Origin of the sequence: Paenibacillus sp. 7516 (assembly GCF_002272715.1) — a bacterium.
Lineage (GTDB): Bacteria > Bacillota > Bacilli > Paenibacillales > Paenibacillaceae > Paenibacillus > Paenibacillus illinoisensis_A.
Genome location: NZ_NPBI01000010.1, coordinates 1 through 25,368 on the forward strand (window position 1 = coordinate 1; position 25,368 = coordinate 25,368).

At 48.7% G+C, this 25,368-nt stretch carries 21 protein-coding genes and 1 riboswitch; of the genes, 19 read left to right on the plus strand and 2 right to left on the minus strand.

Going from position 1 to position 25,368, the window contains the following annotated elements:
* Window positions 1-88 precede the first annotated feature (88 nt).
* Window positions 89-634: an NADPH-dependent FMN reductase gene (locus CHI14_RS10795; RefSeq protein ID WP_095288448.1), complete on the minus strand. Its 546-nt coding sequence runs from the start codon at window positions 632-634 to the stop codon at window positions 89-91.
* Between the two features lie 297 nt (window positions 635-931).
* Between CHI14_RS10795 and CHI14_RS10800 the strand changes: the two genes are divergently transcribed.
* Complete coding sequence (locus CHI14_RS10800; protein ID WP_095288449.1) at window positions 932-1,936, plus strand: ketoacyl-ACP synthase III; 1,005 nt, start codon at window positions 932-934, stop codon at window positions 1,934-1,936.
* A gap of 129 nt (window positions 1,937-2,065) precedes the next feature.
* Here the strand turns inward: CHI14_RS10800 and CHI14_RS10805 are convergent, their stop codons facing one another.
* Window positions 2,066-4,003, minus strand: coding sequence for an amidase family protein (locus CHI14_RS10805; protein ID WP_095288450.1), 1,938 nt, complete (start codon window positions 4,001-4,003; stop codon window positions 2,066-2,068).
* A 349-nt stretch (window positions 4,004-4,352) separates the two neighbouring features.
* On the opposite strand from CHI14_RS10805, the gene CHI14_RS10810 reads away from it, so the two are divergent.
* From CHI14_RS10810 to CHI14_RS10890, 18 genes are all read left to right on the plus strand, one after another.
* Window positions 4,353-6,482: a DNA topoisomerase III gene (locus CHI14_RS10810; RefSeq protein WP_095288451.1), complete on the plus strand. Its 2,130-nt coding sequence runs from the start codon at window positions 4,353-4,355 to the stop codon at window positions 6,480-6,482.
* Between the two features lie 125 nt (window positions 6,483-6,607).
* The gene (locus tag CHI14_RS29960; RefSeq protein ID WP_170948088.1) at window positions 6,608-6,745 is read left to right on the plus strand and encodes a hypothetical protein; all 138 of its coding nucleotides are present in this window, start codon (window positions 6,608-6,610) and stop codon (window positions 6,743-6,745) included.
* Window positions 6,746-6,874: 129 nt separating this feature from the next.
* Window positions 6,875-7,138 (plus strand): DUF1294 domain-containing protein, encoded by a 264-nt coding sequence (locus CHI14_RS10815; protein WP_095288452.1) that lies wholly within the window; start codon window positions 6,875-6,877, stop codon window positions 7,136-7,138.
* Window positions 7,139-7,289: 151 nt separating this feature from the next.
* Window positions 7,290-7,724, plus strand: a complete 435-nt coding sequence (locus CHI14_RS10820) for a universal stress protein (RefSeq protein ID WP_095288453.1) — start codon at window positions 7,290-7,292, stop codon at window positions 7,722-7,724.
* Between the two features lie 269 nt (window positions 7,725-7,993).
* A riboswitch (purine riboswitch) is annotated at window positions 7,994-8,095 on the plus strand.
* Window positions 8,096-8,287: 192 nt separating this feature from the next.
* The gene (gene purE / locus CHI14_RS10825) at window positions 8,288-8,773 is read left to right on the plus strand and encodes a 5-(carboxyamino)imidazole ribonucleotide mutase (RefSeq protein ID WP_095288499.1); all 486 of its coding nucleotides are present in this window, start codon (window positions 8,288-8,290) and stop codon (window positions 8,771-8,773) included.
* A complete protein-coding gene (gene purK / locus CHI14_RS10830; protein WP_095288454.1) occupies window positions 8,770-9,966 on the plus strand; it encodes a 5-(carboxyamino)imidazole ribonucleotide synthase in 1,197 nt (398 codons plus the stop codon). The genes purE and purK overlap by 4 nt, the downstream gene beginning before the upstream one ends.
* Window positions 9,963-11,261: an adenylosuccinate lyase gene (gene purB / locus CHI14_RS10835; RefSeq protein ID WP_095288455.1), complete on the plus strand. Its 1,299-nt coding sequence runs from the start codon at window positions 9,963-9,965 to the stop codon at window positions 11,259-11,261. The genes purK and purB overlap by 4 nt, the downstream gene beginning before the upstream one ends.
* 235 nt (window positions 11,262-11,496) lie before the next feature.
* Entirely contained in the window at window positions 11,497-12,369 is an 873-nt protein-coding gene (locus tag CHI14_RS10840) for a phosphoribosylaminoimidazolesuccinocarboxamide synthase (protein WP_095288456.1), read from the plus strand.
* Window positions 12,370-12,960: 591 nt separating this feature from the next.
* Window positions 12,961-13,206 carry a phosphoribosylformylglycinamidine synthase subunit PurS gene (gene purS / locus CHI14_RS10845; RefSeq protein WP_090904903.1) on the plus strand — a complete coding sequence of 82 codons (246 nt, stop codon included), beginning with the start codon at window positions 12,961-12,963 and terminating at the stop codon, window positions 13,204-13,206.
* Window positions 13,207-13,210: 4 nt separating this feature from the next.
* Window positions 13,211-13,900, plus strand: a complete 690-nt coding sequence (gene purQ, locus CHI14_RS10850) for a phosphoribosylformylglycinamidine synthase subunit PurQ (RefSeq protein WP_095288457.1) — start codon at window positions 13,211-13,213, stop codon at window positions 13,898-13,900.
* On the plus strand, window positions 13,878-16,121 hold the full coding sequence (gene purL, locus CHI14_RS10855) for a phosphoribosylformylglycinamidine synthase subunit PurL (protein WP_095288458.1): 2,244 nt from the start codon (window positions 13,878-13,880) through the stop codon (window positions 16,119-16,121). Before purQ ends, purL begins: the two co-directional genes overlap by 23 nt.
* The gene (purF, locus tag CHI14_RS10860) at window positions 16,106-17,584 is read left to right on the plus strand and encodes an amidophosphoribosyltransferase (protein WP_095288459.1); all 1,479 of its coding nucleotides are present in this window, start codon (window positions 16,106-16,108) and stop codon (window positions 17,582-17,584) included. The genes purL and purF overlap by 16 nt, the downstream gene beginning before the upstream one ends.
* 11 nt (window positions 17,585-17,595) lie before the next feature.
* Window positions 17,596-18,039 (plus strand): immunity 26/phosphotriesterase HocA family protein, encoded by a 444-nt coding sequence (locus CHI14_RS10865; protein ID WP_095288460.1) that lies wholly within the window; start codon window positions 17,596-17,598, stop codon window positions 18,037-18,039.
* Window positions 18,040-18,289: 250 nt separating this feature from the next.
* Complete coding sequence (purM, locus tag CHI14_RS10870; protein ID WP_095288461.1) at window positions 18,290-19,330, plus strand: phosphoribosylformylglycinamidine cyclo-ligase; 1,041 nt, start codon at window positions 18,290-18,292, stop codon at window positions 19,328-19,330.
* Window positions 19,330-19,947 (plus strand): phosphoribosylglycinamide formyltransferase, encoded by a 618-nt coding sequence (purN, locus tag CHI14_RS10875; protein WP_095288462.1) that lies wholly within the window; start codon window positions 19,330-19,332, stop codon window positions 19,945-19,947. Before purM ends, purN begins: the two co-directional genes overlap by 1 nt.
* Window positions 19,948-20,147: 200 nt before the next feature.
* Entirely contained in the window at window positions 20,148-21,695 is a 1,548-nt protein-coding gene (purH, locus tag CHI14_RS10880; RefSeq protein ID WP_095288463.1) for a bifunctional phosphoribosylaminoimidazolecarboxamide formyltransferase/IMP cyclohydrolase, read from the plus strand.
* Window positions 21,696-21,813: 118 nt separating this feature from the next.
* On the plus strand, window positions 21,814-23,079 hold the full coding sequence (gene purD, locus CHI14_RS10885) for a phosphoribosylamine--glycine ligase (protein ID WP_095288464.1): 1,266 nt from the start codon (window positions 21,814-21,816) through the stop codon (window positions 23,077-23,079).
* 651 nt (window positions 23,080-23,730) lie between these two features.
* Window positions 23,731-25,068, plus strand: coding sequence for a hemolysin family protein (locus tag CHI14_RS10890; protein WP_095288465.1), 1,338 nt, complete (start codon window positions 23,731-23,733; stop codon window positions 25,066-25,068).
* Window positions 25,069-25,368 lie beyond the last annotated feature (300 nt).

Consider the following 25,368-nt stretch of genomic DNA (forward strand, 5'->3'; position numbering starts at 1 on the left):
ATAAAGGTAGCAAATTATAATCTTAACAGCCCGATAGTCACTATCGGGCTGTTTTTGTTTTTTTTGTAAAACTTGTTAGTTCATTCATTCAGTTGGGATATGCTTCTGCTAAGCGTAATAGTGAATCTTGTAATGCTTTGTTGGTATCAGGATCAATGATCGTACCTTGTTTGTTGATTTTCATCGTAATATGAGGAATTGTAAATGAGGCATCATCCAGGATAAGGGCATTAATCATGTTTAAAGTCAGCAATATGGATGTATGGGCTTGATTACCGCCTAACGGACTGGGGGATGCTGCTATGACCACTGTTGGCTTATTCACCCATTCTCCGGAAGATACAATCCAATCTAAAGCATTTTTTAAAACACCGGGAATTCCATTTCCATACTCAGGTGTACAGATTAGGACACCGTCTGCTTGCTTTAATTGCGATCTGAAGTGTTGAACGGAAACTGGACCATCATCTACATCAAGATCAGGATTGAAGTGTGGAAGATCATTCAACTGATCATATACCTGAAATTTTAAAGTAGTAGGGGCAAGTGCCATCATGGCATGCATTAGCATGGTGTTTGTGGATTGTTTCCGTAGGCTTCCTGAAATTGCAAGGATGTTTATTTCTCTTTCCATTATGTAATCCCCCATCTTTGTCAATTGTCTATCAGTAATATGAATTGATTTGTCTATTTTCCATCTTTCCTTACGAAGATTCTATAGAGAATGGCTATAATTAAGGCATTCTTCATACTAAGCCGAATATGGTTATTCTTCTTCATATGATCTACACACCAAGTGTGAGAAGAATTGGACCAGAGGGTGTGTTTTATGTATCAACAGAGAAAACAATAAAAAAATTATCAATAATTAGTACCAAGTACTAAGACTTAGTGCTATAATAATAAAAAACAAAACGAGGTGACTGACGCTATGATGCAATCAAAAGCCAGTATTACTGCATTCGGAACCTATGTGCCGGAGCGCATTCTAAATAACGCGGATTTGGAAAAGTTGGTCGAAACGAACGATGAATGGATCGTGCAACGAACAGGGATGAGGGAGCGGAGAATTGCCGCAGAGGATCAGTTCGTTTCTGATCTGGCGGTTAAGGCTGTGGAAGACATGATTCGGCGGTACGGAGTTGACGTTCATGATGTGGATATGATCCTCGTAGCAACAAGCACGCCGGAGTATGCATTTCCCAGTACAGCCTCCAGAGTACAGGCCCGTCTGAACATTGCTCAGACGGGAGCACTGGATTTGAGCGCGGCATGCGCAGGCTTTGTCTATGGGTTGCAGCTGGCCGATAGCATGATCACAAGTGGCATGTATCGCAAAGTGCTCGTGATCGGGGCAGAGACATTATCCAAAATTACAGACTATACCGATCGTACGACCTGTATTTTGTTTGGCGATGGAGCAGGAGCGTTTCTGTTGGAACGAACCGAAGGGCAAGGCAGTACTCTTGCAGCACTTTCCGGAACTCAGGGTGATGGTGGCTTACATGTTTATAGCAGTGGGCTTTCCTCCGAGATGAACGGGGTGCCCCTTCAAGGTGACGGACGCCTTGTGCAAAACGGCAGGGAAGTATACAAATGGGCTGTACGGCTGATACCGGAGCAATTGCCGAAACTTATCGCTAGCTCAGGCTTGCAGGCGGAGCAGATCGACTGGTTTGTACCGCACAGCGCGAATATGAGAATGATTGAAGCTGTCTGCGAGCGCGGTCCTGTACCGTTGGAACGCACGCTAACCAGCATGGAGTACCGTGGAAACACATCGGCTGCATCCATACCTCTGGCCATTCAGCTGGCTGTTGATGAAGGGAAAGTGAAGCAGGGTCAGCGTCTTGCCTTATTCGGTTTCGGTGGTGGCTTAACTTATGCTGGCCTTGTGTTGGAATGGAGTGTTCCAGACGCTGATTCAATGAAGTAAGCGTAGAAGTTGAGATTAAGCAGATAAGACAGTTTGTCTTACTAGGATAATAAAGAAAGTACACTTTCCTCCGATGTGGAGGCGAAGTGTACTTTTTGTTCATTAAGCTTTTTAAATTCAATAAAGGAGTTACGGCGTAAGTTTAGGAGCTTGGCGGTGGTGGGTTCCTTGCTCATAACTATATGCAAGTTTAATCAATGTTCCTTCATCAAAGGCACGGCCCAGGAATTCAATGCCTACAGGTAGACCCTCTGTAGTGAAGCCGGCAGGTACGGTGATAGCCGGGAACCCGGAGAATGGGCTTAGTCGGTTATTCCCGCCGGAGTTCTGCCCTTCTCCAATTACGGCTGCAGCCTGGGTGGAAGTAGGATAAACAATGGCATCCAGGTTATTGTCAGCCATCACTTTTAGAAGGGCTTCGCGCGTGATTTGAGTACGTTTCAATACGATGTCTTTGTACTCGGTTGTCTCGAGCGTTTCCCGTGCATCGCGTGCCTTCATGGATTGTTCCTGTGTTTTATCAAATTCACCTGAAGCGATGATCTCCGACAGACTGTGGAATGGAGCATCTTCACCAAGTGATTCCAGATAGTCGTTGAGCTGGAATTTGAATTCATATCCGCTCAAGCTCGGGTATTTGTTGATTTCGTCCAGATTCGGAATGCTAATGGGTACAGCAGTTGCACCCAGAGATTTCAATTCTTCCACTGCATTGTTGATGACATCAGCAACGGCTTTCTCTTCTGCTTTGGTGCTTGGAATCAGTTCAGTTGCTACACCAATACGCGCGCCTTTAAGGCCATTCACGTCCAGGAAATCAGTGTAACTGGAAGGGATTTTGCCTACAGCATAGGCTGTAGCCACATCGTCCTTGTCATAACCGGCTGTAGCGTCCAGCATGATCGCAGCGTCACTAACTGTACGAGCCATAGGGCCGCCTACATCTTGAGTCAGAGCAAGCGGGATAATCCCTTCACGGCTGGATAGTCCAATCGTTGGACGAATTCCGACAAGGCTGTTGAAGCTGGATGGAATACGGATCGAGCCACCAGTATCTGTACCCATGCCTGCTGCAGCAAAGTTGGAGGCAATCGCTGCCCCTGTTCCGCCGCTGGAACCGCCAGGATAGTGATCCAGTGCATAAGGGTTCAGGGTTTGTCCACCCAATGAACTGGATGTAGTAATGCCAAATGCAAATTCATGCAGATTTGTTTTACCGAGGATAATGGCACCTGCTTCTTTGAGCTTTTTCACTTGCTCAGCGTCTTGGGCAGGCACGGAATCCTTCAGACAGATACAACCGGCAGTGGTAGGCATATCATTCGTATCGAAGTTATCCTTCACAAGAACCGGAATCCCGTGAAGTGGTCCGCGTGCGCCTTTGGCTGCACGTTCTTCGTCCAAAGCCTGGGCAATATCAAGTGCTTCCGGGTTTACGGTGAGTATGGAATTTATGCTAACTCCCTGATCATCGTATTTTTCAATCCGATCCAGATACATTTGAACCAATTCTTTAGATGTAAGCTTTCCTTGCGTCATTGCAGCCTGGAGATCCGTAATTGTTGCTTCCTCCAGAACAAACGGTTTTATGTAGTTATAAATGCGGTCTTTCAATATGGCGACATCATTTTCCGTCAGGACAGCGTTAGGTAGAAAGAGGGAATCGGTATATCCTTTCATCAACCCTGCAGCATTCAGGGCACCGATGGCACCTGCATAGCTGGATTGATCCGGTACATCCTTGAACGACTCTGTGGTGGACTCCAGCTTCAACCAGGTTTGAAGTGCTAGAGCAGCATCCTTACGCTGAACGGTTTTGCCGGAGAGCTCGTCCATTGAAAAAGGCACACCTGCAAGTGTCGCTGCTTCTTCCATGGCTTTAATAAATGCGGCAGATGTGGCAGGTGCCTTCCCTGCAGCTGTTGCTGCGACCGTTGTTTTGCTTGATGGTGTTGCTGGTCCAGCTGACGCCAGCGGTACGGAAGCTCCTCCCCAAGTTGTAACCATTACTGCTCCTGTCAGTAACAGAGCCCCACTTTTTTTCAATACAGATCCATGATAAGTCATGCATCCACGCTCCCTTCTGTCGCAATGATGTGTGTGATGAAACGGCTATATATGCTTTTGTCACATTCTAATAACATGTTAGGTATTCTTACAACACTCATATTTATCCAAAAAAACGTATACAAGCTGTATTGAGATGGTTATTTCTTTCAGATGCTCTTATTTTCATTCCAAAAGTAAATTTAAGTGTTCACAATTGTGTTATATTATCTGACATTTGATCAAGGGCAGTAATTTATCAGGTTAATCGTTCACCTGGGATATGCCAAGAAACGATTGGTATGAAATGATATAATGAAAGGATAGGAATGTAGGTTACAAGGTGTATGAAGAAAGGAAGAGATACGAAGTGAAAACATTGGTACTCGCTGAGAAACCATCTGTGGCACGTGAAATTGCCAGAGTTATGGGAGCGCGTGATAAACATAAGAGTTATTTGGAAGGTCCTAAATATATTGTAACGTGGGCACTTGGGCATCTGGTAGGGCTGGCGGAACCTGAAGATTACGACAAGAAGTACGCCACCTGGAATCTTGAAGATCTGCCGATTCTGCCGGAGCGGGCGAAGCTGAAGGTGCTAAGAGAGACGAGTCATCAATATAAAGCCGTACAGCAGCTTATGAAACGCCAAGATGTTGGTGAACTGGTCATCGCGACGGATGCCGCCCGGGAGGGAGAACTGCTTGCCCGTTGGATCATGCAAATGGCGCAGTGGAAGAAGCCCTTCAAACGACTGTGGATTTCTTCTCAGACGGATAAGGCAATCAAAGAAGGATTTGCTTCGCTGAAGCCAGGGAGTCAGTTTGACCGTCTCTATGAATCGGCACGCTGTCGTGCAGAAGCGGACTGGATGATTGGGCTTAATGTGACACGAGCGCTGACCGTTCGATTTAATGCTCAGTTGTCTGCAGGACGGGTACAGACGCCAACCCTGGGCATGATCATGGACAGGGAAAATGAAATCAATGGTTTTCGGTCACAGGAGTATGAGACATTAACTGCAGATTTTGGGGATTTTCAAGCCGTGTGGCGGGCCTCAGGTGGGGATTCACGCATCTTTGATGCTCAGGATACCCAGGCATTGAAAAAACGAGTGGATGGACGTAAGGGGACCATTGCTCAGGTCAAAAAGAGCGAAAAAGTTGAGCCGCATCCTTTGGCCTATGACTTGACGGAGCTGCAGCGTGATGCCAACCGCAAGTATGGCTTTTCAGCCAAGCAGACTTCCAATGTCCTCCAGCGTCTATATGAGCAGCATAAGCTGGTTACATATCCGCGTACGGATAGCCGTTACCTGACATCGGACATGACAGGTACGCTGAAAGAAAGACTGGATAGTGTAGCTGTTGGACCTTATGCATCGTTGGCGCGTCCGTTGCTTCGGAAAAATCTGAATATCACCAAACGAATTGTGGATGACAGCAAGGTAACGGACCATCATGCGATTATTCCGACAGAACAGACGGTGCTGCTGAATCAGCTGAATCCGGAGGAACGCAAACTGTATGATTTGATCGTACGCCGGTTTATCAGTTTGTTCTATCCAGCTGCCAGATACGATTCAGTAGCGATTACTGTGCAAGTGGGTGAAGATTCCTTCCATGTTAAAGGTACAACGGTAAAAGACAGTGGCTGGCGTGAAGTATACGGCGGCGACTATAGTGACGAAGATGATGAGCGAACAGATGAGGAAGCAGACAATGGCCGCACTCTTCTGCCAGACGTTCAGCAAGGTCAGTCGGTTACCGTTCAGCGTTGTCATATTAAAAGTGGAAGAACCATGCCACCTAAACGGTACACGGAGGCTGCATTGCTCGCGCAAATGGAGAAGCACGGACTCGGTACCCCGGCTACGCGTGCAGATATTATCGAGAAATTGGTCAGCTCGGATACCATCGACCGTCAAGGCAACAGCATGCATCCTACAGGTAAAGGGAAGCAATTGATTGAGCTGGCTGCTCCGCAGCTCCGTACACCTGAACTCACGGCACGTTGGGAAGCTGAACTCGAACGGATTGCTCGTGGACAAGGGAAACCAGGTCCTTTCCTGGAAGGCATACGTTCGATGGCTAAAGAACTGGTGTCCACTGTAAAAGGAAGCAAGGCAGAGTATAAACCGCATAACGTGTCCAACAGCCACTGCCCGGATTGTAATGCGCGTCTGCTCGAGAAGAAAGGGAAACGCGGCAAGTTTCTCGTATGTCCCACAGAGGATTGTGGCTATCGTCGCTCGGCAGAAAAGCGGTTATCCAACCGTCGTTGTCCACAGTGTCACAAGAAGATGGAAATGAAAGAAGGCAAAGCTGGCCTCTATGTGCAGTGTCTGCCTTGCGGGATCACGGAAGCACTGGATAAAGATAAACAGCACGTCAACAAGCGTGAACAGCAAAAGCTGGTCAAACAGTATGCCAAGCAGGAATCCATCGGATCCAATCTTGGAGATTTGTTGAAAGCAGCTATGGAGAAAAAAGGGGACTAGTGCCCCTGAAAGAGTTTGGTACATGTTGAATGGATACTGGTGAGGTCATGCTTAATCAACCGCTTCGCATGGTGTCGTATAAGATCCCTCCTTTTCAGGCAACGTAAGCCAAGGAGGTGACACAGATGCCACATAACAAACCAGAGAAAATTCATAACCAGCAGAATAAGGACAGCATCCGGGAAGAAAGCATCGGAGCACGTCCAGCCAAGGCGGGCAAAAGAGTTCCCAGCCTGAACGGTATTCCGAAACAGGAGTCTTAGGTTCTACCCGGAACGGATGATTCCATAAAACAACTATGCGGCTCCCTTCTCGCGTTGATCATGTCCCTGCCGAGGACTATAATGGAGGAACAGGGAGATGTCCCGGGATAGGGGGACCGCTAGAATTATATGCAAACCGGACTCATATTGTGGTTTTTATTTATTAACGTGGTAGGTTATCTGGTAATGTCAGATGACAAAAAGCGGGCACAGCGACGCCGTGACCGTACACCTGAACGAACGTTATTCCTGCTGGCGTTTATCGGAGGGGCACTTGGAGTTTGGATTGCAATGTACCGGAAAAGGCACAAAACCAAACATCCGAGCTTTACCATCGGTATTCCACTTCTGCTATTTCTGAATGCCGTAATCTATGGTTATTTTCTGAAATAGAATCTAGGGGTGGCGACGCTGTAAAACAAGGCAAATGGTTCATATCGCATGAAGAACGTTTATAGGGTTACATGGTGCTGGATTTAGTTTTATGTCAGACCGAAGCTTCCAGCTTCGGAGTTTCTACATATAAGGAAGGGACGGGATTTACATGTTATTCTCCAAAATTTTAGTAGCTTATGATGGATCAAAAGCTTCAAACAAGGCACTGGATCGTGCCATTGAACTGGCAAAGGTTTCTCCGGATTCAGTCATTGATGTCATTCATGCCTTTGATTTCCCGCGCGTATTTATTGGAGAAGGACTCGCACCGCTGCCGCCATCTCTGAATAACGATTACTACAATCTAGCTGTGCAAACAACGGATGAAGCGAAAGAACGACTCAAAGCTGCAGGAGTTACGGCAAACGTAGATCTGATTCAGGGGGCCGCAGCTGAAGTGCTCCTTGATTATGCTAAGGAAAATGGATCGGATGTTATCGTCATCGGAAGTCGTGGACTAGGCGGCATTCGTGAATTCGTCTTGGGCAGTGTCAGCCACAACGTGGTGCAGCATGCTCAAATTCCTGTATTGATCGTTAAATAATGCAATAATTTGTAAGCTACAAATATGCAGTGAGCCGGCTGTCTTCATTCCATTGAAGAGAAGTCGGCTTTCTTTTATGGGATGAAATGGATATGGAGTCCAAAAGAAATGCCTTAATCACGAACATTACATTTGTCAATATGTTAAATGTTCGTCTTTAAGTTGACATTAGCTGTAGGGGATTGTTAGAATGTTAGATGTGTCGATCACGTGAGAATAAGGTCGAGTAGGAACGAAAGATGTACCAAGGTTGACCGAAATGAGTCCCTTGGATTGAATAGATATTTGCTCGTATAACGCCGGGGATAAGGCCCGGAAGTCTCTACCCGGAGACCGTAAATTTCCGGACTACGAGGAGATACGGCTGAGAGTCGCATGAATATGGATGCGGACAGCAAGCCCCTTTTGGCATGCCCAAATGAGGGATACGTATTTCTTGGAGTCCGGTGTCCGGAGAAAATGTGATGTTTTCGCGGGTAGCGGATTTTTTTGTTTCAAAAGGGAACGCGTATGGCAAGAGTGGTTGTTATCAAAATAAGCTCAGACGGGAGTTGGATGTATTCATGTCAGTGCAGGTCGCTGTAATTATGGGCAGCAAGTCGGATTGGGAAACGATGAAGCATGCGTGTGAGGTGCTGGACGAACTGGAGATCGGGTATGAGAAAAAGGTTGTATCCGCGCATCGCACACCGGATCTGATGTTTGAATATGCCGAGCAGGCTACTGAGCGCGGATTCAAGGTTATCATTGCAGGTGCAGGCGGAGCAGCACATCTCCCTGGCATGGTTGCTTCCAAAACGATGCTGCCGGTAATCGGCGTACCTGTGCAGTCCAAGGCACTGAATGGTCTCGATTCCCTATTATCCATTGTTCAGATGCCAGGCGGCATTCCTGTCGCAACGGTAGCGATTGGCAAGGCGGGTGCTACCAATGCAGGGCTGCTTGCGGCCCAGATGATCGGTGCATTCGATGAGGATGTCCGCAATCGCTGCGAAGCCCGCAGAGAGCGGATCAAACGTGAAGTACTCGAAAGCAGTGATGAGCTATGAGTAAAACTGAACTGAATCTTTCCGGTATGGCTGGACGTGTGCTGCTCCCAGGAAAAACAACCATTGGCGTTCTCGGGGGCGGACAGCTTGGACGAATGCTGACGCTTGCCGGGACAGCGATGGGGTACCGCTTTGTCACGCTTGATCCGGCGACAGATTCGCCTTGTGGACAGGTTGCCCGCCAGATTGAGGCCGGATATGACGATGAAGCCGCAGCGCTTGAACTCGCCCGTCAGTGTGATGTGATTACGTATGAGTTTGAAAATGTGGATGCAGGTGTTGCGGGCTTGCTGGAACGTGAATCCTATGTGCCGCAAGGAAGTACATTGTTGTATACAACCCAGCATCGGTTGCGTGAGAAACGAGCCATTGAAGCTGCGGGAGTAAGAGTAGCGCCTTATCGGGAGATTACAAGTAAGGATACGATGCAAGCGGCCGTAAGCGAGCTTGGTGTACCATGTGTTTTGAAGACGGTAACTGGAGGATACGATGGTAAAGGCCAGCGAGTTATTCGCGAAGTGAGCCAGGCTATACCGGCTTACGAAGAGCTTGCAGCGACCGGAGCGGAACTGGTGCTGGAGCAATTTATCAAATTTGACTGCGAAATCTCCGTCGTCGTTGCCCGAAGCACGAGTGGAGAGATCAAGACATTCCCGCCAGCGGAGAACATTCATGTGAACAACATTCTGCATGCCTCGATTGTACCGGCCAGAGTGGCTACGGACATACAGATTGAAGCCCAGAAGCTTGCAGCGGCTGTGGCCGAATCCATGCAGGCTGTTGGATTGCTGGCGGTGGAACTGTTTGTGGCAGCGGACGGAAGATTGTATGTGAACGAACTGGCTCCAAGACCTCATAATTCCGGTCATTACACGATGGAAGCCTGTGCGACGTCACAGTTTGAGCAGCACATTCGTGCCATCTGCGGGCTGCCATTAGGAGACACTACACTGTTAAGTCCGGTTGTTATGGTCAATGTGCTTGGAGAACATCTGGAAGGAATTATCGCCAGAACGGGTCAACCTGATGCAGAAGCAATGGAACTCGGTGTTATTCCCAAGCTTCACATATATGGCAAAACCGAAGCGAAAACGGGACGGAAAATGGGGCATGTCAATCTGCTCTGTCAGGACGTAGAAGAAGGATTGCAATGGATCGAACAAACTAATATCTGGAGGAATACAAATTCATGATCGAACGTTATAGCAGACCCGAAATGAGAGCCATCTGGACAGAGGAAAACAAATTCAAGTCCTGGCTGGAAGTTGAAATTTGTGCGTGTGAAGCTTGGGCGGAACTCGGAGTTATTCCTAAGGAAGAAGCAGCATTGCTTCGTCAAAACGCTTCTTTTGATATCGATCGCATCTATGAAATCGAACAGGAAACGCGCCACGACGTTATTGCTTTTACACGCACGGTATCCGAGAGTCTGGGTGCAGAACGCAAATGGGTGCATTACGGACTGACATCCACGGATGTGGTAGATACGGCTCTGGGGTACGTACTGCGCCAGGCCAATGAAATTCTGGAACGCGATATCGTGAATTTTATCGAGATCCTGCGTGAGAAGGCCCTCGCTTATCAGCATACGCCAATGATGGGTCGCACACACGGGGTGCATGCCGAGCCAACAACCTTTGGTTTGAAAATGGCACTGTGGCATGAAGAGATGAAACGGAATCTGGAGCGTTTCCGCCATGCGGCAGACAACGTGCAGTACGGTAAAATCTCCGGTGCGGTAGGAACTTACGCGAACATCGATCCGTTTGTTGAAGAGTTTGTCTGCGAGAAGCTGGGCACGAAGCCTGCGCCGATCTCCACACAAACCCTGCAGCGTGACCGTCATGCGGAATACATGGCTACCCTGGCATTGATCGCAACCTCACTGGACAAGTTCGCTACAGAAGTTCGTGCATTGCAAAAGAGTGAATTCCGTGAAGTGGAAGAAGCGTTTGCCAAAGGTCAAAAAGGATCTTCCGCCATGCCGCACAAACGTAATCCGATTGGTAGCGAAAATATCTCCGGTCTGTCCCGCGTCATCCGCGGACATATGGTGTCGGCATACGAAAACGTAACACTATGGCATGAGCGCGATATCTCACACTCTTCCGTAGAGCGTGTCATCCTCCCGGATGCAACAATGCTGCTGAACTACATGCTGAACCGTTTCGGCAACATCGTGAAAAACCTGACAGTGTTCCCTGAGAACATGAAACGCAACATGGAGCGTACCTTCGGTGTTCCATTCTCTGGACGCGTACTGACGAAGCTGATCGATAAAGGCTTCAGCCGTGAACAGGCATATGATACCGTTCAACCACGTGCCATGCAGGCATGGGAAGAACAGCGCCAGTTCAAGGATATCGTGAAAGCCACACCGGAAATCACCGAGGTGCTGAGCGATGAAGAAATCGAAGATGCATTCAACCCATCCTGGCACCTGAAGCATGTCGATACCATCTTCAAGAAACTTGGTTTGACCAACTAATTAACTCCAATAAGGCTAGAGAGCAGAATGATGGACCAGCAAGGAACGGAGAGGACAGAGCAAATCTGTAGAAGCGAAGCGCTCGCCTTTATCCCCGGATTTTTACTTTGAATAAAGTGGATCAAAAAAATCCGGGGATAACAGCGATCGAAAGATTGTTCTGTTATCGGAGTGGAGTGTGCTCCATAGCGGTTCTGTCTGTAGCCTTATATCTCCTGAAAGAAGGTGAGCCTCCATGGCACTGTCCACAGCGGCAGATCTCGTTAAAGCTCCTCTGTTATACAAAGGAAAAGTACGTGAATTGTACGATCTGGGGGAACATTTTCTGATCGTGGTTACGGACCGGATTTCAGCTTTTGACTACGTGCTGGACCCAGCGGTGCCCGAGAAGGGCAATGTGCTGAATAAACTCAGCAGCTTCTGGTTTGAACTGACGAGCGACATGATGGACAACCACGTGGTTCATACGGACGTCAACCGGCTCGGTGATCTCATTGTGGACCCGGAGCTTCTGAAAGATCGCATTATGGTGACACGCAAAGCCGAACGCATCGATATCGAATGTGTCGTACGCGGATACATTACCGGGGGCGGATGGAGACAATATGAGAATAGCGGAGAGGTGAACGGCATCAAACTGCCGGAAGGACTTCGCAAAAACGCCAAACTCGAAAGCCCCATTTTCACCCCGGCAGCCAAAAATGATGTGGGTCATGATGAAGACATCCCGATGGATCGCATGAAAGAACTGGTTGGCGATGAGCTGGCTAGCGAGCTTCAGGAAAAAAGCCTGCGTCTGTATGAATTCGCTCGGGATTACTGTGACCAGCGTGGCATTATTCTCGCAGATTGCAAATTCGAGTTCGGTATCGTCGATGGCAAGGTCATCCTGATTGACGAAATCTTCACCCCGGATGCATCACGGTTCTGGGCGAAGGAGAACTACGCACTAGACATCGAGATCGACAGCATGGACAAAGAGCCGGTGCGCACCTATCTGGCAGGAACAGATTGGGACAAAAACAGTAAGCCTGACCCGCTGCCACAAGCGGTGGTGGAGGCAACAACGGCAAGATACGTCGACATCTATAACCGTTTAACGAAATAATAAATGGAAATTTTGAGGTGAGCTGCGGGAAAGTTTGAGTAAGGGACGTTTGAGGTATGCTACGGGAAAGTTTGGCTTTCAATCGCTCTTGCCCCTGGAATGTATTGATTGGAATTTTTTTTCAAAAGGAAACATTCCGGTTGCAAAGGCGAACGCTCCGCTTCTCCAGCTCAATCTTTCCCTCCGCCAGTATCAAACTGGGAGATGAGGTAATTAAGTGCGGAGGCTTCCCACAGGTAGGAAGCCTGAAAAATTACGAGAATTAAATTCTTTGATTACTAAAGTATTTTATAGACCATTTATTATTTAAACGTAATGGTCAGGCTTGATCATTACCCACCTTACAACGTAAAAGATTTAGGCCTTTCAAAAAACGTCGCATGGACAAGCGGAGGGGCGGAGTTGTTCGTGAAGGAACGAATTGCTCGCCTTTGTCCCCGGGTTTTGACCGCAGAGCGGGCCAAAACAATTCAGAAAAACCCGGGGACAACAGCGACCGCAAGAACAATCCGCCCCGGAGCAAGCTCCCAAACCACTTTTTTAACAGCATAAAGCATTTATCCCGTTCATTACTGAGGAGGAACATGGATCATGATCAAAGCAACCGTCTATGTCACTATTAAGCAAAGCGTACTCGACCCGCAAGGAGTAGCCGTTCAAGGTGCCCTGCACTCGATGGGATTCAATGAAGTGGAAAGTGTACGGATCGGTAAAGTCATGGAACTGAACCTGGATACAACTGATCGCGCAGAAGCGGAAAAACGTTTGACTGTGATGTGCGAGAAGCTGCTGGCCAACACCGTTGTTGAAGATTACCGCTACGAATTGGAGGGTTAATCCCATGAAATTTGCAGTTCTTGTGTTTCCTGGCTCCAACTGCGACATTGACTGTTACAAGGCAGTGGAAGATGCCATTGGGCAAGAGGTTGATTATGTATGGCACACGGCAACGGATCTTTCGGCGTATGACTGTATTCTGGTTCCCGGTGGTTTCTCCTATGGAGACTACTTGCGTTGTGGGGCGATTTCCCGCTTCGCACCTGTAATGAATGAGGTAGCCAAAGCTGCTGAACAAGGCAAATATATTCTTGGAATCTGCAACGGATTCCAGATTCTGACTGAAGCCGGATTGCTTCCGGGCGCGTTGATTCGCAATATGTCACTGAAATTCCGTTGTCACGATACGGTACTGAAAGTAACCAATGCAGATACACCATTTACACGTGACTATGCACCTGGGGAAGAGATTATCATCCCGATTGCTCACGGTGAAGGCAACTATTACTGCGATGAGGAGACGCTCGCGAGTTTGCAGGCGAACAACCAGATCGTATTTACGTACGGCAGCAACCCGAACGGTTCCCTGGGCGATATCGCAGGAATCTGTAATGAGGGTGGAAACGTGGTCGGCATGATGCCGCATCCGGAGCGCGCGGTGGATTCACTGCTGGGCTCGGAAGACGGCAAACGTATGTTTACATCTATTTTGAAAGCATGGAGGGATCGACATGACGCAGCAGCTATCCGCTAAGGAACCGACGGCAGAACAGGTCGCAGAACATAAACTTTACGCACAAATGGGCGTGTCGGACAGCGAGTATGAGCTGATCTGTGAATTCATGGGACGCAAGCCGAACTACACGGAAATCGGTGTATTTAGCGTGATGTGGTCCGAGCACTGTGCATACAAAAACTCCAAGCCGCTGCTGCGCCGTTTCCCAACCAGTGGACCGCGTGTCCTGATGGGGCCGGGTGAAGGTGCCGGGATCGTTGACATTGGCGACAACCAGGCTGTTGTTTTCAAAATTGAAAGCCATAACCACCCTTCCGCTGTAGAACCTTATCAAGGGGCAGCAACAGGCGTGGGCGGTATCATTCGTGATATTTTCTCCATGGGTGCAAGACCGGTAGCCCTGCTAAACTCGCTTCGTTTCGGGAAATTGGAGAGCGATCGCGTGAAATACCTGTTCGAACATGTCGTATCTGGTATTGCTGGATATGGTAACTGTATCGGGATTCCAACAGTAGCCGGTGAAGTGATGTTCGACGAAAGTTATGAAGGTAATCCACTCGTTAATGCCATGTGCGTAGGCTTGATCGATCATGACAAAATTCAACGCGGTGTAGCCAAAGGCGTAGGAAATCCAGTGTACTATGTTGGTCCTCCAACGGGCCGCGATGGAATTCACGGTGCAACGTTTGCATCGGTAGAACTGACAGAAGAATCCGAATCCAAGAAGACAGCGGTTCAAGTCGGTGACCCGTTCATGGAAAAACTCGTTATGGAGTCCTGCCTTGAGCTGATCGACACTGGCATCGTACTTGGTATCCAGGATATGGGTGCGGCTGGTCTGACTTGCTCCAGTGCGGAGATGGCAAGTAAAGCTGGTAATGGTCTGGAACTGTATCTCGATCAGGTACCACAGCGCGAAGAAGGCATGACCCCTTATGAGATGATGCTGTCCGAGTCTCAGGAACGGATGCTGTTCGTGGTTGAGCCGAAGGATGAAGCCCAAGCGATGGAGATCTTTGAACGTTGGGGCGTAATCTGTGCGAAAGTCGGTAAAGTTACTGATGATGGACGTCTGAAGCTGTACCACCACGGCGAAGTGGTTGGGGACATGCCGGTGACGGCATTGGTTGATGAGTGTCCGGTGTACAACAAGCCATCTTCTGTACCGGCTTACTACGAGCAAAGCGCTTCAATTGACACGCTGCGTTACGATGAAGTGTCGGATCTCGGCGGTGCGTTGAAACAGGTATTGGCTTCGCCAACGGTAGCAAGTAAAAAGTGGGTTTACGATCAATACGACTACATGGTTCGTACAAGTACAGCCGTTCGTCCGGGTTCGGATGCTGCCGTGGTAACGATTCGCGGAACACGCAAAGGTCTGGCGATGACAACGGACTGTAACGGACGTTATGTATATCTGGATCCTGAAGTGGGTGGCCGCATTGCAGTTAGTGAAGCTGCTCGTAACATTGTATGTTCCGGTGCGGAGCCACTGGCGATTACGGACAACCTGAACTTCGGTAACCCGGAGAAGCCGGACATTTTCTGGCAGATGGAAAAAGCCGTAGACGGTATGGCGGAAGCTTGCCGCGTGCTGGATACGCCGGTTATTGGTGGTAACGTGAGTCTTTATAACGAAAACGCCAAAGGCTCAATCTATCCAACGCCAGTAGTCGGTATGGTAGGTCTCGTTCATGATACGGATCATATCACGACACAGGGATTCAAATCCGAAGGCGATGTGATCATCCTCCTCGGCGAGACCAAAGCGGAGCTGGGCGGCAGCGAGCTGCAATATGCGGTTCATGGCAAAACGGAAGGCCGTCCGCCGCAGCTTGATCTGAACACGGAGAAGGCGCTGCTCAGCACCGTGCTGGAAGCTATCCAATCTGGACTTGTTCGCTCGGCACATGACTTGTCTGAGGGCGGTTTGGCTGTAGCTTTGGCTGAGTCCTGCATCAGCGGCAACGTGGGTGCACAGGTGAATGTGGAAACTGCACTGCGTGCGGATCATGCACTCTTCAGTGAGAGCCAATCCCGCATTCTGCTGTCCGCTTCGCCGGAGCAAGCAGGCAAACTTGAAGCATTTGTACGTGAGCGCGGTGTACCCGTAGCTGTTATTGGACGTGTGGAAGGAAGCAACTTGACGATCGAATTGAACGGAACATCAGCCGTGAACGAACCCGTAGGAGGTTTGGCTCAGGTCTGGGAGGATGCGATTCCATGTCTCATGAACTGACGACAGGACAGTGGTGGACAGGCGATTATTATAACGAAGGGTCCGGTAAGGAAGGACTCGATAAACTGAAGGAAGAATGTGGCGTATTCGGGGTGTTCAGACACCCTGATGCTGCTTCGCTCTCCTATTATGGACTGCATGCGCTTCAACATCGGGGCGAAGAAAGTGCAGGCATGTGTGTGAGTGATGGTACCCAGTTTAACTACCATCGTGGTATGGGTCTGGTGAAAGAAGTCTTCACCAAAGACCTGATGCAGACCTTGTCTGGTGACATTTCCATCGGTCATGTTCGGTATTCCACGAGCGGCGACAGTAAACTGACCAATGCACAACCCCTCGTTTTCAAGTATCGTGATGGGGATCTGGCCGTTGCCACGAACGGGAATATCGTGAATGCACCAACGATTCGCCGTGAGCTGGAGCAGAGCGGGTCGATCTTTCAGACAACTAGCGATACGGAAGTTATTGCGCATTTGATTGCACGTTCATCGAAGGGTTTGGTTGAAGCAGCAAAAGATGCATTCCAGCGGATTGTGGGTGGTTATGCATTTCTGATCATGACCAACGACAAGCTGCTCGTGGCTTCCGATCCGCACGGTCTGCGTCCGCTGACGATGGGCAAGCTCGGAGATGCATATCTCTTCGCATCCGAGACGTGTGCACTGGAAACGATCGGCGCAGAATTGATTCGCGATATTGAACCTGGTGAACTGCTGGTGCTTGACGCAGATGGTCTGCACGAGGATCGCTTCGATCATCACAAACACCGCAAGGCACTGTGTGCAATGGAATATATTTATTTTGCCCGTCCGGACAGTGACATGAACGGTGCCAACCAGCATGCTGCCCGGAAGCGGATGGGTGGACGTATGGCGATTGAGTCTTTCGTAGATGCCGATCTGGTAACAGGTGTACCGGACTCCAGTATTTCCGCGGCAATTGGATACGCTGAGCAAACCGGTATTCCGTATGAAATGGGCATGATCAAGAACAAATACACCGGACGTACGTTTATCCAGCCTAGTCAGGAATTGCGTGAACAGGGCGTGAAAATGAAGCTGAGCGCGGTGCGCCGCGTCGTAGAAGGCAAGCGCGTTGTCATGATTGATGATTCCATCGTCCGGGGGACGACTTCCCGCCGGATCGTGAACATGCTGCGTGATGCCGGAGCAACCGAGGTGCATGTACGCATAACGTCGCCTCCGTTCAAAAACCCGTGTTTCTATGGAATCGATACGCCTGACAGCCGTGAACTTATTGCTTCATCTTTGTCAGTGGAAGAGATCTGTCGTGAGATCAATGCGGACTCTCTGGCGTTCCTGAGTCCCGATGGACTGATTGCATCAATCCAGGGAGATAATCAGGATGATTACAAAGGCGGGCTCTGCCTCGCTTGCTTCGATAATGATTATCCAACCAACCTTGACTTCGGTGGCGAAGAGAAATTCGGCTGCAGCTGTTAGGAGATAGGCTTATGGGTAGAAAAAGCTATAATGAGGGCGATATTTTTCTGATTCCGATGCATGATGGACGGTTTGCCGTGTGTCAGATTGTATGTGCGCTGCGAGGTCGCTTCAAAAAGGCATTTTCGTTCGGCGTGATGAGCATTCAGCGTGACGAAACTGTAAGTTTGGAAGACGGCGAATTCCTTGTCTATTCTTATGGTAAACGCAAGAGCAGCGTGATCTTCACGTCACCCAAGCTGCTGAAAGATGGGACATGGAGCAATGTTGGTAACATCCCGCTGACTCCGGCGAAAAAAGAACTGCAAGTATTCCAGTGCGCCGGTGGGGTATACAACGGTGACGAATTCATTCGAATGGTTCCACCAGAAGAGTACAGTCAGTACATTACAATGGGTGTAGCTGGATTTGAGTTGGTGCAGAATCATCTTTTAGATATGAGCAAAAATCAATAAATTGGACTATCCATTTACACAAAAACGGAGAGGACAGAAAAAAACTGAAGAAGCGAAGCTAAAAGCTTTCTCATAGAAAGCTGCATCGGAAGCATAGGCTTCACCTTTATCACCGGATTTTCCCTTTGAAAAAAGGGAATCAAAAAATCTGGGGATAACAGCGATTGGAAGGTTATTCTGTCATTGGAGTGTTACGGTGGTTTAAATATCTTTAGTTCAATTTATACAAGATACGAAGGGTGCGATGGTAGTGTCAGAAGCATATAAAAAGGCCGGCGTCGATATCGCGGCAGGTAATGAAGCGGTTGAACGGATGAAAAAACACGTGAAGCGTACCTTCCGTCCGGAAGTGATGACAGATCTGGGCGGATTCGGAGCCCTATTCGGTTTGAACAAAGACAAATATGATGAGCCGGTGCTCGTTTCCGGCACTGACGGTGTAGGAACCAAGCTGAAAATCGCGTTTGCCATGGACCGTCACGATACCATTGGAATCGACGCTGTGGCCATGTGTGTGAACGACATTGTGGTGCAGGGTGCGGAGCCGCTCTTTTTCCTCGACTACCTGGCATGTGACAAAGTCATCCCTGAGAAGATCGAAGCCATCGTTGCTGGTATCGCTGAAGGATGTCACCAGTCCGGATGTGCGCTGATTGGCGGAGAAACGGCAGAAATGCCGGGCATGTACAGCGAAGGGGAATACGATATTGCCGGATTTACCGTGGGAATCGTGGATAAAGCCAAAATTATCAACGGCACGACCATCTCTCCAGGGGACACGGTAATTGGACTGGCTTCCAGTGGTGTACACAGCAATGGATTCTCTCTGGTCCGCAGACTTTTGCTGGAGGAAGCAGGGCTCGATCTGCAGGAGGAAGTATCTGAACTGGGCGGCAAGTTGGGTGATGCACTGCTGGAGCCGACAAAAATCTATGTAAAACCACTTCTGTCCCTCCTGGAAAAGGTCAACGTCAAAGGCATGGCACACATTACGGGTGGTGGCTTTATCGAGAATATCCCACGGATGCTGCCGAGCAGCGTCAATGTAGATATTGATTACGGTTCATGGCCGATCCTGCCAATCTTCAACCTGCTGCAGCAAAAAGGGTCTGTCTCGAACCGGGATATGTTCACCACGTTTAACATGGGGATCGGACTTGTGCTTGTCGTGAACGAAGCAGACGCAAACGAAGCTCTGGAACAGCTGAAAGCTTCTGGTGAAGAAGCGTACATCATTGGACGTGTGACTGAAGGAGATGCGCGAGTAACCTTCACGGGAGCGGATGTTTAATGGCGAACTACCGGATTGCCGTATTTGCCTCTGGTGAAGGGTCGAACTTTCAGGCATTGGTGGATGCAGCGAAAAACGGAGGATTGGATGCGTCCGTAGACTTGCTGGTGTGTGATAAACCTGCTGCACGCGTTGTGCAGCGGGCCAAGGATGCAGATATCGATTGTCATCTGTTCACTCCGAAAAATTACGAATCCCGCGAGGCCTACGAGGCTGAGATCGTGGAAGTGCTCGAATCCAAAAACATTGACTTGGTTGTTCTTGCTGGATACATGAGATTGCTGACTTCGGTCGTAGTGGATCGGTATGCCGGACGGCTGATTAACATCCATCCGTCCTTGCTGCCCGCATTTGCAGGTAAGGATGCAATCGGACAGGCACTGGAGTACGGCGTGAAAATTACCGGGGTAACCGTTCACTTCGTGGATGGAGGCATGGATACCGGGCCTATTATTGCCCAGCATCCGGTGCCGATTCTGCCTGAGGATACGGCAGAATCGATCAGCCGTTCCATTCACGCGGCGGAACAGCAGCTGTATCCGGAGGTCGTTTCCTGGTTTGCTCAAGGATTGGTTCAGCTGGAGGGCCGTCAGGTTACGGTGCTGAAACCGGATTGATATAAGTTGGACTACGTTTGCATATTAACAGCGATCAGAAGTTTGTTCTGACCTCGTAGTGGTCCAGTGTACAATCATTCATTTAACTTATATGGTAGAGTCGAAAATTGGTACGCATTTTGTGATATTTCTCGGGAAATAAATCGGCTGTGTTTCGTCATGAAACGCGGGGCCATGGGACATTAAAGGAGGAGCATATTGTGAGTATCAAAAGAGCTTTGGTCAGTGTGTGGGATAAAACAGGCATCGTGGACTTTTGCCGCGAGCTGTCGCAAATGGGAGTGGAGATTATTTCGACAGGAGGTACAAGCAGCCTGTTGTCGAAGGAAGGCGTACCTGTGATCGGGATCTCGGATGTGACCGGATTCCCGGAAATTATGGACGGACGTGTCAAAACGCTGCATCCAGCCGTTCATGGCGGTTTGCTGGCTGTACGTGACAGTGAAGATCATAAACGCCAGATGGAAGAGAATGGACTGGATTATATCGACCTGGTTGTCGTAAACCTGTACCCATTCCAGGACACCATTGCGAAGCCGGATGTAACCTATGAAGATGCGATTGAGAACATCGATATCGGTGGTCCTACCATGCTTCGTTCTGCAGCCAAGAACCATGCTTTTGTTAGTGTTGTTGTCGACACGGCAGACTATGACAAAGTGCTGGAGGAAGTTCGCAGCAGTGGGGATACCACGCTGGAAACACGCAAACGGCTTGCGGCAAAAGTTTTCCGTCATACGGCGGCTTACGATGCAGTTATCTCTGATTATCTCTCCAACCTGAATGGTGATCCACTGCCAGAGCGTTTGACGGTGACTTACGAAAAAATTCAGGATTTGCGCTACGGCGAAAATCCGCATCAACAAGCGGCATTCTATCGTAAACCGCTTGCTGCTCAAGATACATTGACAACAGCCGAGCAATTGCACGGCAAAGAGTTGTCTTACAATAACATCAACGATGCAAATGCAGCATTGCAGATCGTTAAGGAATTTGTAGAGCCTGCTGTTGTAGCTGTTAAGCACATGAACCCTTGCGGCGTGGGCATTGGTGAAAGCATCTATGAAGCCTACAGCAAAGCATATGCTGCGGATCCAACTTCCATCTTCGGTGGCATTGTGGCAGCGAACCGCATAATCGACAGCGACACAGCTGCCAAACTGAGCGAGATTTTCCTGGAAATCGTGCTGGCTCCTGATTTCACGCAAGAGGCACTGGATATCCTGACGAAGAAGAAAAACATCCGTTTGCTCAAAACGGGTGAGTTGAATGCAGCTCGTGACCGGGCGAGCCAATTCGCGGTGACCTCTATCGACGGCGGCATGATCGTACAACAGAGCGATGTGCATTCTATTGAAGCGAGTGAACTGAAAGTTGTTACAGATCGTGCACCTTCCGAAGAAGAATTGAAACAGCTCCTCTTTGGCTGGAAAGTCGTTAAGCACGTGAAATCCAATGCGATCGTGCTTGCAGCGAATGACATGACCGTAGGTGTGGGCGCTGGACAAATGAACCGCGTTGGTGCAGCCAAGATTGCCATTGAACAAGCTGGCGAGCAAGCAAAGGGTGCTATTCTCGCATCGGATGCATTCTTCCCGATGGGCGATACACTGGAACTGGCAGCTAAGGCTGGAATTACAGCTGTTATCCAACCAGGCGGTTCCATTAAGGATGAAGAGTCCATTAAAGTAGCGAACGAGTATGGTATTGCCATGGTCTTCACAGGCGTTCGCCATTTCAAACACTAAGAGTCGAAATCAAAGCTTCACACGTCGATGAACAAGCGAATAGGCTTGTTCATCCTCATTTTCAGCACATTAAATGATGAATGAGCGAATTCTGGAATCATGAGGGGGAACGGAACGAATGGATATTCTGGTAGTAGGCGGCGGCGGCCGGGAGCATGCGATTATCTGGGCATTGGCCAAAAGCCCGAAGGCGGGCAAGATCCACTGTGCGCCAGGAAATGCAGGCATTGCACAGCTTGCCGAATGTCACCCGGTGGCAGTGAATGAATTCGATAAATTAAAGGCTCTTGCCGTGGAACTCAAGGTGGATCTGGTGGTCATTGGCCCGGATGATCCACTGGCAGACGGGATTGTGGATGCATTTGACTCCACAGGCATTCCGGTCTTTGGACCGCGTCGCAATGCAGCGGAGATCGAAGGAAGCAAAACATTCATGAAGGATCTGCTGCACAAGTACAACATCCCAACGGCAGCCTATGAGAAATTCGACAATTACGAGCAGGCTCAGGCTTATCTGAATGCACAGTCAATTCCCGTGGTCATCAAGGCTGATGGTTTGGCAGCCGGCAAAGGTGTAACGGTTGCTTATTCCCGCGAGGAAGCGGATCAGGCACTACGCAGTATTATGGTGGAGAAAGTTTTCGGCGAAGCAGGAGCCAAAGTAATTATTGAAGAGTTTCTGGCAGGACAGGAGATGTCGATTCTGGCATTTGTCGACGGCGAGACGGTTCGTCCGATGGCCGCTGCACAGGATCACAAGCCTGTTTACGACGATGACAAGGGGCCTAACACAGGTGGTATGGGTACATACTCACCACTGCCACATATCCCGAATTCAATTATTGAAGAGGCTGTTGAAACGATTATCAAGCCAACGGCCAAAGCCATGGTATCCGAAGGACGTCCATTCCGCGGCGTACTGTTTGCCGGACTCATGATCTCACCGGACGGCAAACCGAAAACAATTGAATTCAATGCCCGTTTTGGTGATCCCGAGACACAGGTTGTACTTCCGCGCCTCAAAACGGATCTGCTCGATATTTTCTGGGCCACCGTGCATGGCAAACTGGCAGACCTGGAGATCGAGTGGAGCGAAGAGTCTGCTGTATGCGTGGTCCTGGCATCGGGAGGATATCCGGGGCCGTATGCAAAAGGCGTAGCCATCGAAGGTCTGGATCAGGTCAGCGATGCTGTCGTCTTCCACGCAGGAACAGCACGCAGCGAGTCCGGAGAATGGGTCACGAATGGTGGACGTATTCTTGGAGTTGTGGGTCTTGGAGCCGATATTGCCGAAGCTAGAAACAAGGCTTATGCCGAGGCGGAACGTATCCGCTTCGAAGGAAAGCATCAGCGATCTGACATTGCTGCCAAAGCTTTAGTGTAAATAGTTATTATGGAATATGGGGTCCGCCCGACGAACGCCTTCAGATTAGAAGCATGGCATTCATCGGGCGGGCCTTTTTTGTGTTGAGTCATCCGATTAGAAATATGTTTCAGCTGGATAACTCCAAGGGTAGTAGTGTTATAAAATCGGTCTATTCTATACATAGCTTTGTTAGGCATATAAGTAACTTATTACATGAATTAAGCCATTTGTGAACAAAATATTCATGAATATACGTGTAAGATAACCCAAACCATGACGTACAACTGGATGGTTTGATTCGGAACATGTTATACTTTTCTGAAACAGGAATGAACAAGAGGGGAGGTGGATATCTATTGGGAAGGCGATATTGTAAACTGTCCAAATGGAGAATTAAGGTGGAGTAAATCGGAGAAACAATCTGACAGCATGAGGGTTAGCCCTAATTATAGTGAAGTGGTTTCTTAATGTGATTGACTTCATCCTGAATTCCTGTTTTGCAACTTACAAGGTCTGTGTGCAGCATATAGCAATCTGGTCATTATTGAATTCGATTTTATATATGCATACGCCCAATTTAACTACAATCAGCTGTGCAGCCGTTAACGGGGTTAACGAGCGCTGCTGTAACTATTTCTGGAGGTGAATCCCTGAGAATCGGGGAAATCATTGGACATAATTACCATCTTGAATTTAGCATTACTCGTTCTCTTGATTGCTTTGACCGCATTTTTTGTGGCATCCGAATTTGCGGTTGTTAAGATTCGTACATCAAGAGTGGATCAACTGGTTGCCGAAGGTAACAAAAAGGCAGTACTCGCCAAGAAGGTCGTTTCCGATCTGGATTACTATCTGTCTGCCTGTCAGCTTGGTATTACGGTAACGGCTCTAGGACTTGGTGCATTAGGTAAGCCGACTGTCGAAAGGCTGTTATATCCGGTATTCGAGTACCTGAATATTTCACCGGCCATTTCGTCGGTTGCCTCCTATGCGATTGCCTTTATCCTTGTGACGTTCCTTCACGTGGTTGTCGGTGAGATGGCACCTAAAACCATGGCGATTCAATTTTCGGAAAAATTGACGCTGATGCTCTCGCCATCACTATATTGGTTCGGAAAGATCATGTACCCTTTCATCTGGGCACTCAATGGGGCATCCCGCGTCCTTCTGCGGATGTTCGGTGTGAAGCCTGCAGGACATGATCAGGCCTATTCCGAGGATGAGATCAAAATCATCATGAACCAAAGTTATGAAGGCGACGAGACGAATCAAACCAAGCTGTCTTACTTGGAAAATGTGTTTGTGTTTGATGAACGGGTCGCGAAAGACATCATGGTTCCGCGGACGGAACTTGTCACATTGGACCAGGAGATGACTTACGACGATATCATCCCCGTGCTTGATGAGCATAACTATTCACGTTATCCAGTCATTGAGGAAGGGGATAAAGACCGCATTGTCGGCATGGTTAATGTCAAAAAGATCCTGCCGGATATGGTTGCCCAGAAGCAATACCAATTAGCTGACTTTGTCCGTGAGATTCCATTTGTATCCGAGATTACACGAATCCAGGATGCCATGATTAAAATGCAGCAGGAACGCGTGCATATGGCCGTGGTAGTGGATGAATACGGCGGTACCTCGGGTATTCTTACGATGGAGGATATTCTGGAGGAGCTTGTTGGTGAGATCCGTGACGAATTCGATGCCGATGAAGTAGCTGACATTCAGGAGACCGGGGAGAATCAATATCTGATTAACGGCCGGGTACTTTTGGACGAAGTGGAGCGGCAGTTCGGATTGATTTTCGAAGGGAATGAAGAGATGGACACCGTCGCCGGCTGGATTCAGTTCCAGAAGGGTGTACGTGTGGAAAATGGTGATACGGTTGCCCACGGTGATTATGTCTGGACTGTCGTGGATACCGAAAATTATCAGATTAAGCAGGTCCTGCTAGAGCGCGTGAACGCAGCCCCAGTGGAGGAAGCCACAAGCGATCTGGCTTAACTAGAATTGAATTCCTGAATTTTCGATAGTTTGGTTGGTAGTAGTGTAGGGGACGGAATCGATTCTGGAGAAGCGCAGCGTTCGCGTTTGTAAACAAATTTTGACCATTTTAGATGTTTGTTTCATAAATTTATTAATCACACGATAACGAAGAGGACAGAAAAAACCTGAAGAAGCAGAGCGTTCGCCTTTATCACCGGATTTCCCCCTATAAATAGGGAATGAAAAAAATCTGGGGATAACAGCGATCGGAAGGTTGTTCTGGCATCGGAGTGGACCAATGTAAGATTCATCAGAAAT